The sequence below is a fragment of the Chryseobacterium sp. 22543 genome (genome assembly GCF_052044565.1).
In the GTDB taxonomy this organism is placed as follows: Bacteria; Bacteroidota; Bacteroidia; order Flavobacteriales; family Weeksellaceae; genus Chryseobacterium.
Map to the genome: position 1 here is coordinate 562,895 of NZ_JBQENH010000004.1, position 14,206 is coordinate 577,100.

13 protein-coding genes are annotated in these 14,206 nt (G+C 35.0%); 4 read left to right on the top strand and 9 right to left on the bottom strand.

The window, feature by feature from the left end:
* Positions 1-224 precede the first annotated feature (224 nt).
* Positions 225-728, top strand: a complete 504-nt coding sequence (locus ACTJIP_RS17055; RefSeq protein WP_440704866.1) for a superoxide dismutase family protein — start codon at positions 225-227, stop codon at positions 726-728.
* Positions 729-782: 54 nt separating this feature from the next.
* Here ACTJIP_RS17055 and ACTJIP_RS17060 read toward each other — a convergent pair whose 3' ends face one another.
* A complete protein-coding gene (locus tag ACTJIP_RS17060; RefSeq protein WP_077413240.1) occupies positions 783-2,912 on the bottom strand; it encodes a carboxy terminal-processing peptidase in 2,130 nt (709 codons plus the stop codon).
* Positions 2,913-3,256: 344 nt separating this feature from the next.
* Here ACTJIP_RS17060 and ACTJIP_RS17065 point away from each other — a divergent pair, with 344 nt between their 5' ends.
* Together ACTJIP_RS17065 and surE are read left to right on the top strand one after the other, a co-directional pair.
* A complete protein-coding gene (locus ACTJIP_RS17065) occupies positions 3,257-3,427 on the top strand; it encodes a lmo0937 family membrane protein (RefSeq protein WP_047380070.1) in 171 nt (56 codons plus the stop codon).
* Between the two features lie 401 nt (positions 3,428-3,828).
* Positions 3,829-4,617, top strand: coding sequence for a 5'/3'-nucleotidase SurE (gene surE / locus ACTJIP_RS17070; RefSeq protein WP_077413238.1), 789 nt, complete (start codon positions 3,829-3,831; stop codon positions 4,615-4,617).
* 61 nt (positions 4,618-4,678) lie between these two features.
* On the opposite strand, the gene ACTJIP_RS17075 is transcribed toward surE, so the two are convergent.
* The 3 genes from ACTJIP_RS17075 to ACTJIP_RS17085 are packed head-to-tail and all read right to left on the bottom strand — an operon-like array spanning position 4,679 to position 7,078.
* Positions 4,679-6,082, bottom strand: coding sequence for a radical SAM protein (locus ACTJIP_RS17075; RefSeq protein ID WP_077413237.1), 1,404 nt, complete (start codon positions 6,080-6,082; stop codon positions 4,679-4,681).
* A 10-nt stretch (positions 6,083-6,092) separates the two neighbouring features.
* Positions 6,093-6,326, bottom strand: a complete 234-nt coding sequence (locus ACTJIP_RS17080; RefSeq protein WP_180564879.1) for a hypothetical protein — start codon at positions 6,324-6,326, stop codon at positions 6,093-6,095.
* Positions 6,323-7,078, bottom strand: a complete 756-nt coding sequence (locus ACTJIP_RS17085; RefSeq protein ID WP_440704867.1) for a prolipoprotein diacylglyceryl transferase — start codon at positions 7,076-7,078, stop codon at positions 6,323-6,325. The genes ACTJIP_RS17080 and ACTJIP_RS17085 overlap by 4 nt, the downstream gene beginning before the upstream one ends.
* A gap of 61 nt (positions 7,079-7,139) precedes the next feature.
* On the opposite strand from ACTJIP_RS17085, the gene ACTJIP_RS17090 reads away from it, so the two are divergent.
* Positions 7,140-8,180, top strand: a complete 1,041-nt coding sequence (locus tag ACTJIP_RS17090; RefSeq protein ID WP_077413234.1) for a GMP reductase — start codon at positions 7,140-7,142, stop codon at positions 8,178-8,180.
* 49 nt (positions 8,181-8,229) lie between these two features.
* Here ACTJIP_RS17090 and ACTJIP_RS17095 read toward each other — a convergent pair whose 3' ends face one another.
* From ACTJIP_RS17095 to ACTJIP_RS17115, 5 genes are all read right to left on the bottom strand, one after another.
* On the bottom strand, positions 8,230-9,549 hold the full coding sequence (locus ACTJIP_RS17095) for a DUF6056 family protein (RefSeq protein WP_219071992.1): 1,320 nt from the start codon (positions 9,547-9,549) through the stop codon (positions 8,230-8,232).
* Between the two features lie 3 nt (positions 9,550-9,552).
* On the bottom strand, positions 9,553-10,296 hold the full coding sequence (gene fabG, locus ACTJIP_RS17100; protein WP_047377912.1) for a 3-oxoacyl-[acyl-carrier-protein] reductase: 744 nt from the start codon (positions 10,294-10,296) through the stop codon (positions 9,553-9,555).
* Between the two features lie 171 nt (positions 10,297-10,467).
* Positions 10,468-11,979 (bottom strand): WG repeat-containing protein, encoded by a 1,512-nt coding sequence (locus tag ACTJIP_RS17105; RefSeq protein WP_139348442.1) that lies wholly within the window; start codon positions 11,977-11,979, stop codon positions 10,468-10,470.
* A gap of 6 nt (positions 11,980-11,985) precedes the next feature.
* Positions 11,986-12,660 (bottom strand): 16S rRNA (cytidine(1402)-2'-O)-methyltransferase, encoded by a 675-nt coding sequence (gene rsmI, locus ACTJIP_RS17110; protein ID WP_047377914.1) that lies wholly within the window; start codon positions 12,658-12,660, stop codon positions 11,986-11,988.
* 2 nt (positions 12,661-12,662) lie between these two features.
* Entirely contained in the window at positions 12,663-14,150 is a 1,488-nt protein-coding gene (locus tag ACTJIP_RS17115) for a hypothetical protein (RefSeq protein ID WP_077413231.1), read from the bottom strand.
* Positions 14,151-14,206: the final 56 nt, after the last annotated feature.

The window sequence follows — 14,206 nt, forward strand, 5'->3', positions numbered from 1 at the left end:
CTTTTGATGTTAGAGATTAATTACTTTCTCCGTTAAAAATAAGCTTTTTTCATCTCTTTTTAAAGCAAGCAATATTCTTGACAAAGCTGCAGAATCTGAGGCCAAAACCTATTGGATTTCGGCTGTACTGCGCCGTATCTTTTGAAAAAAAGACTGGAATCATAAAGCGCTTTGGAAAATCTTTTATAATTTTAGGGATAAAATCACTTTAAATCATTTAAAAAATGAAAGCACAAACATTAGCATTATTGGCAGGATTTGCATTTTTAGCAGCTTCATGCGGAACAACAAAAATGTATTCTGTAAATGCCAAAAGCGGAACACAAACAGGAGGAACGGCAAAGTTTACCCAGCAGGGAAATGACGTGATCATGAAACTGAATGTAACAAACCTTACTCCCGGAATCCATGCAGTACACATTCATGAAAAAGGAGATTGTTCTGCTGCAGACGGAACCTCTACTGGTGGTCACTGGAATCCTTCCAAAAATGATCACGGTAAATGGGGTGCTGAACATTTCCATATGGGAGATATAGGAAATCTGGTTGCTGATGAGAGCGGAACGGCAACACTGACTTTCAAGACAGACAAATGGTGTCTGGGCTGTACTGATGAGTCTAAAAACATCATCGGCAAAGGTCTTATTGTACATGCTGCTGCAGATGATTTCCATACTCAGCCTACTGGAAATGCAGGAGGAAGAGTGGGATGTGTAGAAATTAAGTAAGCCTTTTTACTCAATAAAAAAACCCGCTAATTTTCATTAGCGGGTTTTTTATGTTTAGGATTTCGCTCCCATATCTGATACAATATTCATTGCTTCCTGCAGATAAAGATCTTTTTTCAGATTTTTGATCCACATTTCAGATTTCTTTTTGAAAGCTTCGTCTTTTTTCTCTCTTTCAACTTCACTTGGATACATCATGAATTGAAGTCCGTTCTCAAATTTAGTTAAAGCTTTGAACTTTTCAATCTGAGATTTTCTGTTCTTCATTAGTTCATTGAACTTAGTGATATTCAAAGTGATATTTTCTTCTTTGTCCAATTGTTCTCTCCACTGGGCAGACTCTAATAACAACTGATAATTGCTGTTTTTAGCCATTCTGTCTGCACTTGCTTTTTCCAGCGCCTGAATGTTGAAATAGTTAAGCTTCTGGAATTTCGTAGGCGGAATTTTATCCCATGCCAATGCATAATCATCATATCGCTCTCCTACTTCAGCATAGGTAAAGAAGTCTTTCATCTGGATATCAGAAACGATACCTTTTCTCTGTGTAGATTCTCCGGTAATTCTGTAGAACTTCTGGATAGTCAGTTTTAAAGATCCGAAATCATCTTCTGTATTCAGGAATCTGTTCAGATCAACAAAAGTCTGAACGGTTCCTTTCCCGAAAGACTGCGGAGATCCGATAATCATTGCTCTTCCATAATCCTGCATTACTCCTGCAAGGATTTCTGAAGCCGAAGCAGAAAGCTCGTTTTGCATAATCACCAATGGACCTGTCCAGATAGGAGTTTCATTTTTATTCTTAAGAGTCTGTATTTTCCCGTTTCCGTCTTTCACCTGAACATAAGGTCCAGCTTCCATGAAAAGACCCATAATATCCCCTACTTCAGTTAAAGAACCTCCTCCATTATTTCTAAGGTCAAGAATAATTCCCTGGATATTCTGTTCTTTCAGTTTAATGATCTCATTTTTAATATCATCAGAAGCATTTCTTCCTTTAGCATTTTCAAAATCAGCATTAAAACTTGGAAGGTTGATGAAACCATATTTCTTTCCGTTTGGAGTGTTCACTACGATACTTCTTGCAAAAGTGTCTTCAATAGCTACTTCTTCACGAATCATTGTTACGTCTTTGATGGTACCGTCTTTTTTCTGAACCGTTAGTGTTACCGGAGTTCCTTTCTCTCCTCTGATCAGTCTTACAGCTTCATCAGAAAGCATTCCTACTACGTTTACAGCATCGTCTTTCGGTTTAGACCTTACTTTCAGAATTTTATCACCCTCAGAAAGCTGCTTAGACTTCCATGCCGGTGCACCAATGGTAAGAGCTCCTAAGTAAAGATTTCCTTTTTTCTCCTGAATCAATGCTCCTATACCGATTACTTTTCCGGTAAACTGAGTATCAAAATCTTCTTTATCTTTTGGAGAATAATAGTTGGTATGTGGATCAAATACTTCTGTATAGGCATTCATATACACGGTAAACCAATCCATTTTCTTTCTCTTTTTAAATCGGGTAAAGGTATCTTTTACAAGATCTTTTACTTCATCAGTTGCTTTTTTGATCTTTTCATCCTGAGTAAGAGGCTTAAACTTGATCGTATCTTTCAGCTTGTATTTCTGAACAGAGTCTTTCTTTTCTTTCTGAGCTTCTTCTTTGCTGTTCATCGACTCTACTTCCTGAAGGATATTGTACTTGATGAATTTTTTCCACTCATTATACTGTTCCTGCTTGTTGGAAGGTACCTTTTTGAGTTTCGGCTCAAGAGTAAGCGTTTCATCTTCCTGAAGATTGATTGGCTTATTGAAAATATCCTGTGTTATTTTATCGATCTCATCCACTCTCTGGTATAGCCTGTCAATCGTAAGCTTGTAGAATGTAAGGTCACCCTGGCTGATATAATCGTCAAGCTTTGTCTCATGCTTGTTGAATTCATCCATGTCAGATTGCAGGAAATATCTTTTCGCAGGATCTACCAATTCGAAATAATGCTTATAAACGTCCTTCGAATAGGCATCATTGATAGACTTGGGGCTATAATGCAGATAAGAAAGTGTGTTTTTTACGCTCACCATAATCGTCTGCATCTTTTCATCGTCATTCTTTGGCGAGTTGAAACAAAACATTAGACTGGTTAATGGAATAAGAAGTAAAAATTTATTCAGTTTGAAATTTTTCCACATAAACTGTCTTTATTTATTAATTTTTTTAAAATAAGTATAATAATTAGTAGCAGTAAGTTTGGTACTGTTACAAATGATCAAATTTAATACCTTATTTGCAATTATCAGATAGTTTTGAACATTTTTATTAAATAGATCTGCAAATAATAATAACAGTGTTAGCCATTTCCTATTATCAGGCAGTTTAGCTCCAAAATGAAATAATTATCATTCCATTTTCAGGGAATGGCCGCAACATGTATTTCTCATTGGAAATTAAAAACAGATACCACAAAAATCAATTTTCATCCATAAAGGCATAAAATATGCTGATATTTAACCAAATAACTTTAAAATGTAAAGTCATGAGAAGTTTATTATGGTTAATTGCAGTCATCTGCATCGTTGTTTGGCTTTTAGGAATGTTAGGAATAGTCCCAGGCATCAGCACGGGTTATTTGATTCACATTCTGCTGGTCATTGCCATTATTGTTATTCTTTATAACATCATTACAGGCAGAAAACCTCTTGATTAGTTTATTATTTTGTACAACCACTTAAATTGAACAACCATCAGGCTTAGCAGGTGCTTTTCCAGAAAGAATTTTATACTTCATCTGAAAAGCACCTGTAAAGTACTGAGGCCATTAATGAAACAGGAATTAATATTTGAGAATGTGAGATCAAATCAATGTATTAATTTTCCTTCATTCTTAATTTATTTTCTAAACTTTAAACTTTTCTTTTTTCCTGCTCACAGCCTCATTTTTTAATTAAAATAGGGCAATCTCTATTCTGAATTCACAACAATTAATAATAAAACAGCTGTTTTATCACGTCTTATTTTTACCTACATTTGATGTGTTGAAAATCTATTTGTTCAATTCTTAAATGAACAAACTCACTCTATTTGAATAAAAAATATTAAAGATAATTTATGGAAAGACCACTTATTCTGGTTACTAATGATGATGGAATTACAGCTCCTGGTATCAGAAATCTTATCAGTTTTATGAATGAAATCGGAGAAGTAGTTGTTGTAGCCCCCAACTCTCCTCAAAGTGGAAAAGGCCACGCTATTACCATTAATTCTACGCTAAGCTACGAAGAAGTTACTCTGGATGGTCCGCAGACTGATTTTTCTTGCAGCGGAACTCCTGTAGACTGTGTAAAAATGGCTCTTGATAAAATTCTGAAAAGAAGACCTGATATTGTAGTTTCAGGAATCAATCACGGAGCAAATTCTTCTATTAATGTGATCTATTCGGGAACAATGTCCGCTGCTGTAGAAGCAGGTGTAGAAGGAATTCCTGCGATAGGATTCTCATTACTGGATTTCAGCTGGGAAGCTGATTTTACCCAGGCTAAAGAATTTATCCAGAATATCGTAAGAAGAACCCTGGAAAACCCAATGCCAAAAGGTATTGTACTGAATGTGAATATTCCTAAACTTCCGGCTGAAGAAATAAAAGGTGTAAAAGTGTGTAAACAGGCTCATGCAAAATGGGAAGAAAGCTTTGATGAAAGAATAAACCCGCACGGTAAAAAATATTACTGGCTGACCGGTTATTTCAACAATATGGATGATTCCGAAGATGCTGATGAGACAGCTTTGGCTAACGGATATATTTCCATTGTTCCGGTAAAGTTTGACCTTACGGCATACGAATACATGAAAACACTGGAAGAAGTGATGACTTTTGAAAGCGTTAAAGAAGTAAAATAAACCCGGAAATTAAAGATAATAAAAGCGTGAAATTAATTTCACGCTTTATTTTTTATACTGTTCAAAATAATACTTTATCTTCTTTTCTGAGTTCTTCAAGATAAGCCTTTTTTTCATCTCTATAGAAAAGATTCATTGTTTCAAAGGGTATTAACTTCAGGTCTTTATTGACAATGTGTACGCATGATTTTTTCACTGCTCTTACATCAAAATCATGTGCATCCATAAAATTCATAATGATTATTCTAAACAGGTTATCATAATCAAGATCCGGCGCACAAACTTCGGGTAGACAACATAGTAACTGATTTACCTTGGGCTGAACTTTATCTACAGAAATCCCCGTACTGAATATATCCAGCAGTTGCATATGTAATCCCTTATCCTGTTCGTAAACAATAGTATTTCTTGATTCATTATTCAGAAGATCTGCAGGATTGATATATCTGGTTAAAGGAATCGTTTCGTCCTGAAGTTTTAATATATAACCCATAGCCAGAGCATCCGGATTACATGGTACCGGAATAATATCATCAGAATTTAATAGCGGAAACTGATTGATTATTTCCTGTCTTACCTCAGTTAGAGTAATCTTTTCATGGGCAGAATCTTCCCTGTTTCTTCCAGCAATTTCAACGGGTTGGAAGGTAATTCCTCTAACACATTTCTGCTTCAAGGCAAATTCTATAATTTTTCCTATTTCATCAATATTTTTGTCTTTTTGAAGGACAATAACCAATGTAGTAGAAAGATTAAGCTCATTAAGTTTTTCCAGTGCTTTCATTCTGACTGCAGTAAGATCCTTTCCTCTGAAATCTTGCAGTACTTCAGGTTTAAATGAATCAAACTGAAGATATATTTCAAACTCCGGGGCATAAGTTGCCAATCTTTCAGCAAATCCCGGATCATTAGCAATTCTGATTCCGTTGGTATTCAGCATCAGATGTTTGATTGGTTTTGACTTGGCAATATCCATGATTTTGAAAAACTCCGGATGAATTGTAGGTTCTCCTCCACTGATTTGCACTACATCCGGTTCACCTTCATTTTTTACAATAACATCAAACATAGCCTCTATTTCCTCCAGACTCCTATGACTTCCATAATGTGGAGAGGACATCGCATAACATGTGGGACAAGTCAGATTACAACGATCTGTAACTTCTACAATAGAAAGACAGCTATGCTGTTCATGATCTACGCATAGTCCACAATCATAAGGGCAGCCATATTCTACATCGGTTCCGAAATGTAAAGGTATTTCAGAAGCTTTATTATAGTTTCTGATGTTTTTATAATAATGCACATCTGAAGCTATTTTTGTTTTAAAAAAACCATGATCAGGGCATCTTTTGGTCATAAAAACAGTTTCATCCTCAATAATGATCTTGGCGCCCACCCTTTTAAGACATTCCGGGCAAAGACTGATTGTATAATCGTAATAGGTATAATTTCTTACTGGCATAGCAAAATTTTTAAAGTCCTCCGCAAATATAACCACTGATCAATCCACAGATCAGAAGGGATATAAGCATTGTCTGAATAAATTGTTTCTTGGTAAATTTCCGGTCTCCCTTTCTTTCGTAAATAAGTTTTGTTATAACAGTGATAATAAGGGAAATAACCAGTGCAACCAAAATAATTGCACCAACGATAATTACGACTAAACCTGCCAGATTGCCGACTTCTAAAATAGTTAAAGTTTTCATCTTGAATATTTTAAATATAAAGGCTTGGTATTTTTGATTTTATAAATGTAGTAAATAATTACGCAAATACAGACCATTTGAATTGTACCCATATTTCCCATGATCTCTGGCCTTGGTTTTATAAAATCTAAAAAGAATCTAAACGTAAAATAGCTGACCATAAACAGCTGAAAAATAAAACCGGAAGGGTATTTCTTATGATTTTGAATATATTTTAACCCCACCCACAGAAGAATTAAAAAAGCTATTTCATACAAAGCAACTGGATGCCTGAGGTATTGGTCTCCTAAATGCATTCCAAAAACAGAATCAGTAGGGATGCCATATGTTTCTTCATAAATACCAGTGAGAAAACACCCTATTCTACCTATAATAATAGCAAATATCAGAGGAAAAACAATAAGATCTCCTGTGCTTTCTTTATGATGCACTATCTTCTTTGCCAGCTCTACTCCCAATAATCCAAAGGCCAGGCCTCCGACAATGGTATTGTTTGACCAGAACTTTTTGATCGTAAAATTCTCAAATAAGGTATAAGGGTTTTCAAGATTACCAATCAGCTTGGAACCTATCAGAGCACCAGCAGTAGCCCCTATTAAAACTGCAGCCGAGGTGTTGAAAGAAAGTTTTTCTTTGGACTTACGTTTCAAATAAAAATAATATCTCATACCCAAAAACATACCTCCAGCCTCAAAAAGTGGATGTGCAAGAATTGTTTTGCCGAAAATATGAAATGTTACAGGAAAATCCATTATTTCAAAAATACACTATTTCAGATTATTCACTACCTTTATTCTGACAAATAATTACAAAATGCGTATAGAATATGACATAAAACTGGGGTTCAAGGATGTAATGTTCCGCCCTAAGCGTTCTACTTTAAAATCCAGGTCAGAAGTTGATTTACAAAGAGAGTTTACCTTTAAACATACTAAGAAAAAATGGACAGGTGTTCCGGTAATTGCCGCCAATATGGATACCGTAGGAACTTTTGAAATGGCTGTAGAGCTGGCAAAAGAAAAAATTATCACAGCTGTTCACAAACATTACACCCCCGAGCAATGGGATCAGTTTCTACAGAGCCAGCCTGAAAGTATTTATCAATATATTGCCTTAAGCACAGGAACAGGAAAAGCCGATGAAGAAAAAATAAGACTAATCCTTGAAAAGCATCCAAAAATTGAATTTCTCTGCATTGATGTAGCCAATGGTTATTCTGAGCATTTCGTTGGATTTGTGAAGAAGGCAAGAGCTAATTTTCCGGATAAAATCATTATCGCTGGAAATGTCGTTACCGGAGAAATGGTAGAAGAGCTGCTTCTTGTAGGTGCCGATATCATAAAGGTAGGAATTGGCCCTGGATCAGTTTGTACTACCAGAGTAAAAACAGGAGTAGGATATCCTCAGCTTTCTGCTATTATTGAATGTGCTGATGCTGCCCATGGTTTAGGCGGACATATCATCGCTGATGGCGGATGTAAAGTTCCCGGCGATGTTGCAAAAGCTTTTGGAGGCGGCGCAGATTTCGTAATGCTGGGTGGAATGTTTGCCGGTCATGATGAAAGCGGTGGAGAAATGATTGAAGAAAATGGGAAAAAATACCGTCTTTTCTATGGGATGAGTTCCAAAACTGCAATGGATAAGCATTCCGGAGGTGTAGCAGAATACCGTTCCTCTGAAGGCAAAACTGTGAAAGCCGCGTATAAAGGTCCTGTAGCAGACACCGTAAAAGATATTTTGGGAGGTGTACGGTCTACCTGTACTTATGTAGGCGCTTCAAAACTTAAAGAGCTTTCCAAGAGAACCACTTTTATCCGTGTTCAGGAACAGGAAAATCAGGTTTTTAAAGACTAAAAATAAAAACATAATAAAGGCTTTAGAATTATTATCTAAAGCCTTTATTTTATTCTTTTGTTCTGATATATTTTTTGTTAAAGTATTTTTGGAGCTGATCATTTACATAGGTTTCCTGTTCTTTTTCTGAAGCCATTTCATCGAAATATAAAATTCTCGGAATCTCTTTTATTTTATCTACTACAACAGAGTCTTGAGGAGAGTTTTTGATAATATCTACTCTTTCGTTCATTTCTCTCTCATATTCTTTCAAATCTGTAGTCACAAGTTCCATCACAATATTTTCACCATTAAAATCAATATTAAAATAATCATATTTTTCCGGGAAAATTTTAAGTTCAGGAAGAAAAATAATGAACAGAGAAATCCACCAGAATTTTTTAATTTTTTCAAATTTAAAATATACTAACAGAGAAAAAGTAAGCAAAAAATAAAAGAGTATACTTTCAAACTGTCTTGCAATAGAGGTGAGAATATAGCTCGTAAATAACAAGGGAATCAATGAAACAGACCAAAATAGAACTGCTTTTTTCAATGTAATTTGGGCAGTGATCTTTTTGAGTTCTTCTTCAAAAACTTTAATAAATAATGGAAGTACTGCAATAACTTTTAATCCTACATAGAATGTATCAGCACCAAAAAGAGCAATTCTTTTCAGCCATTTTACAATTCCTCTTTCTACCTCTCCCATTCTGTTGAAATTTCCTGGTGCAAGAAAACATGCTAGCAAAAAAACGGTTCCTAACAGTACCAGAAACAGGCTTTCTTTATTCCGTTTCTGATAATAAGATACTAACAGGACGCCTTCAAGAATCAATGCCAGAATTTCATTAGAACCCATCAGAATGATGATAAACAAAACTGAAAGGTAAAACCATATTTTCTGTTTTGTATCCTGATATTTTTTGAAAAAATAAAGTAAGATCCCGGATAAAATAACAGGCACGAAATAGACATTGGAACCTGTGATCCAGAAGTAATGTTCTGGTAAGCTTACAAGAAGCACTGTATAAAAGAAAAACAGAAGAAATCCTTTTTTGAGGGATTCTTTCAGAGAATAGTTGAAATATTCTTTAAAATTTAATGCTGAAATTCCAATAAAGGAAAGTAGTAAGAAAACAGGATATATTTTCGGGAGAATCGTATTGCTGTCGTAAAAGACTGGATTAAACATATTAATTGAATACCCGAAATACCTTCCGCCCCATGTTGTATAGGTATCTATAAAACTTTGCAGCAATCCTGCTTTTCTGGTTGTATAGGACCAGAAATAATCATCGGTCTGATATACATTAAAAAAACTAATGTATGCCAGACCGACGCCTATTAAAATCGACAAGAATAATACTATATTCTGTACTTTTTTCATTTTCTAAGTTAACATTCCACCGTCAACATTTAACGTTTGTCCGGTAATGTAAGCTGACATTTCGCTGCCCAAGAATACACATGCATTTGCGATATCTGCAGGTTGCCCTCCTCTTTTCATTGGAATTTCCTCTCTCCATCCCTGAACCGTTTTTTCATCCAGAACGGCTGTCATTTCAGTTTCAATAAATCCTGGAGCAATAGCATTACATCTGATATTTCTTGATCCTAATTCCAGTGCCACAGATTTTGTAAATCCTATTACACCTGCTTTAGAAGCTGCATAGTTGGCTTGTCCGGCATTTCCTTTCACTCCTACTACAGAAGTCATATTGATTATAGATCCAGATCTGGCCTTCATCATCGGTTTGATTACCGCTTTGGTAAGATTAAAAACTGAATCTAAATTTACTTTGATTACTTTATCCCAATCTTCTTTGGACATTCTCAATAACAGGTTATCTTTTGTAATCCCTGCATTGTTTATTAAAATATCAATCTGCCCGAACTCTGCCATCACATCTTCCACCAATTTCTGGGCAGCATCATAATCTGATGCGTCAGACTGATATCCCTTAATTTGGGTTACAGAACTTAAAGCTGCTTCTAATTCTTTTGCTTTGTCTACAGAGCCAGCGTAGGTAAATGCTACTTTTGCCCCTTGCTGAGCAAACATTTCAGCGATACCTTTACCGATTCCTCTTGTAGCTCCGGTAATTAGTGCTACTTTTCCTTCTAATATTTTCATATCTATTGATAATTATTTTCTTTTAACTCATTCAGCTTGTGACAGCTGACACTTATAATTTTTACAATTCCTATCCGGAATTAAACGGTTTGCAAAGATATTATAAATTGTTATTCAACCCATTTAAATTGTTAAAATACTGGATTATTTTGATAATTATTTAGATTTTTATCAAAGCTGAACAGGATTATTTTTAAATCTCGTGAAATAAATAAAGTCTGTTTTTTTGCTTCTATCCAGCTTCAGTACTTCTTTCTGCCAGAAATATTTATCATAAATAATCTCCTTCAAAGGCTCATTCTGAAAGTTTGAAACTCCGAATTTTCCTTCTTTCTTTACCACAATTTCGTTCTCAGCATTCCCGAATGTAATGATATCTTCGTAAATAAAGGGAACAATTTCCGTTCCTTTCCCATCCAGAATACCATATAAATTGTTTGTATTTTTACATACCAATGGTTTTGAATACTGATTAAGCGGATTAAAATATTCAACGTCTTCATTTCTGATTTCACTGATATTCTTCAGCTCTGCCGTTGAGCCATCCTTCACAGAAAACCTATAGTAACGATCCTGTTTTCCAATAATAAGATTGTCCGGATAAAAGCCTAAAATCTGTACTCCTTCTCCAACAATATTTTTAAGATCCTTATCCAGGAATTGTTCTTCAGTTCCTTTTTTAAGATAGATAAAATCTTTTCCGGAAATGCTAAAAGCCTTAATAAAATCGTATTCCAGAGGAAAAATAATATTCCCTTCCAGATCAACAATTCCGGATTTTTTTACTTTATCGTTATAAACACTGAAGAAATTACTCAATAAAGGATTTACATATTTAAAAGTCTGGGAATACAGCTTCTTATCTTTTTTATTGAATACCGTTGTTTTTCCATTTTTTATAAGGTAGATATATTCTTTTCTGCCAAAGTATTCCGGTGTGATATCATTAAAGATTTCCTCTGCAATTGTATTTTCTTCTGCATCTATCAAACCATATTTTCCTGTACTTTTATTTTTAGTAATCAGATAAGGATATGCATTGATATCTACCACCTGTTTTGAAAATTTATGCAGGGTCTGACCGTTATTTCCTATGATTTCACTCTCATTTTCTTCATTAATGATCAGTGCTTTGCCATCTTCAAAGCTGTAATCTTCTTTAAATTCGCGGCTGCTAAGCTGTTTTCCGTCAAGGTCATACAGAAACCATTTTTTATCTTTTAAAACAAAGAATCTGTTCTTTCCCGAAAAACGGATTTTTTCAGCATAAGGAATAATTTCTTTCCCATTATAATCATAGACGGCTTCTTTATCCTGTTTCGAAGAAATAATACGGTCTTTGCTCCACCAGGGTGTATTGAATTCCTGATCATCCAAAGCAATGAATTCCTTCCCTTTTTCGTTAATAATGGCTGATTTTCTATTATTGCCATCTTCAGAATAAAGAATAAATCTGTTTTTAAAAATATGTAAAATTCCTCCTCTGTAAGGAGATTCAAAGGTAATGGTTCCTAAAGAGTCTATGATTCCCTGCTTTTTAGAATCCGAATCGTAAACCGTTCCATATCCGTCTGAATAGGAAGTCACCTCCTTCCCTGTCTTTTTTGACAGGATCACTTTCATATATTGGTTGGTCTGTGCTGTACAGACTACAGAACATAATACAAAGACTAATTTTTTCAAGAAAAATTAAATAGAATTGTTGACAATAAGAACGATCTCTCCTTTTAATGTTTTACTCTTGGAAAATTCAATTAATTCATTGATTGTTCCCCGTTTGGTTTCCTCAAATTTTTTAGAGATCTCACGACTTAAGCTTACTTTAGTTTCCTCTCCGAAGAATTCTTTTATCTGCTCCAGCGTTGTATTGATTTTATGGGGACTTTCGTAAAGAACGATGGTCTTTTTTTCTTCAGCAAGCTGCTTAAGCTTTGTCTGTCTGCCTTTTTTCTGTGGTAAAAAACCCGCAAATAAAAATTCATTATTGGGAAGTCCTGAAACTACAAGTGCAGGAATGAGAGCTGTTGCTCCGGGAAGGCAGATCATATCAATATTATTGTCTGCTCCTGCTTTTGCCAGCAAATATCCCGGATCCGAAATACCGGGAGTTCCCGCATCGGTAATAATAGCGATATTCTGACCGTTTTTAAGGTCTGTAATTACTTTCTCCGTTGCCTGGTGTTCATTATGTAAATGATAAGATTTTAAAGGCTTTGAGATTTCAAAATGTTTTAAAAGTATTCCGGAAGTTCTGGTGTCTTCACATAAAATATAATCAACTTCTTTAAGGACATTTACCGCCCTGAAAGTCATATCTTCCAGATTCCCAACAGGTGTGGGAACAAAATATAAGATTCCGCTCAAAATTATAAGAATTTATTTTCCACCAATATCCAAAGTCTCTGAGCATATTCATCCACTTTATTCCATTTTCTTTCGTAATACAGATCACTAAGATATTCTTTGGCTTCTTCCAGTGTTTTGAACTGGTTCAGCTGAAATACCGTATCATTCAGATCTGTCTGACTTCCTTCAAAGAGCATTTTTGAAAAAGCAATTCTGTCATTCAGATCCAGTTTAAATTCCGGTTTCTGTTTGTCTGCTTCCATAAAGTTGGTAGGAATATTAGACTTCAAAATACTTCCGCTATCTTCTTTCTCTGCCACATGTTCTTTTTCGTTAGGAAATTCTCTTTCCAAAGGATCGTCATCAAAAAGTGACTGAACAGCCTTCATTCCTTTGATATTGGCTAATTTTATTTTTTTCTCCTGGTGATACGCTTCTAAATTTTCAAAGCTTTCATCAGAAGGATGTTTTTCTGTTTCTTCGGCAGAAGGTTTATCGATCTCAACGATTTTTCTTCTGTCATAGACTTCAGCAAGGATGCTTTCCTCTTTTGTCTCTTCTACTGAATGATCATTTTTTATCTCACTCAGTATATTTTCCACATTCGAAGTTTCTGTGGCCAATTCACCCTGTTCAATAGAAACATTTGAAGCAACAAACTGCTCTTCGTTTTCTTCAATCAGTATTTCATCTTCCAGAGTTTCTGTATCAAAAATACTTGGAATAATCTCCGTCACAGGAACTTTAGCATCGTTTACCCCGGCAAAATCAGTTTCTTTTTTTGATTCTTGCTCAATGTTTTCCTCTTCCTGCTCATCCATTTCATTCAGCTGGTTGTTGAAAATGGCTTCTTCCTCAGTCACTTCATCATGAAACAGGTCTTCATTGAGATCTTCATCAGAATCTGGTGTAGAATCAGCAAGAATTTTTTCTTCATCTACAAAGCTCAGAACAGCTCTCTGCTCTTCTGAAATTTCATTTTCATCAATTTCGTTCAACTGATTATTGAAAACGGCTTCCTCTTCTAAAGTTTCATGACCAGAAGCCTGTTCCTGAGTGTTTTCCAGTGTTTTTTCTTCGTAACCTTCTTCCACAAAGCTCACAATATTTTCATGGAATTCATTTTCAACAATTTCATTCAGCTGATTATTGAAAGCAGCTTCCTCTTCTTCAGACCCGGTTGAGAAAATTTCATTCTCATCAATTTCGTTCAGCTCATTATTGAAAATAGCTTCCTCTTCTGTTACTTCATTTCCTTTATCATAATGTTCCGTTTCTCCGGATGCAAAAGAGATGTACTCATTGTTCAGAGACTGCTCCGGATGATCTGTAACAAAATATTCAATATTCTTTTCCAGCAGTTTCAAAAAAGAAATCCTGTTAGCAAGCTCATCTACAAGATCTTGCTTGGAAAGTAATTCGTCTACGTTGCTTATTTTGTCCAGATTATCAATGATATTCATGGACTCAAAAAAAATCTTTTCCTTTAAATCTTGGATATTCTGCATAATAAGATTCTTATTAAAATTGCTTACTTTTGATGTTAAAAATATACGGCTAATTT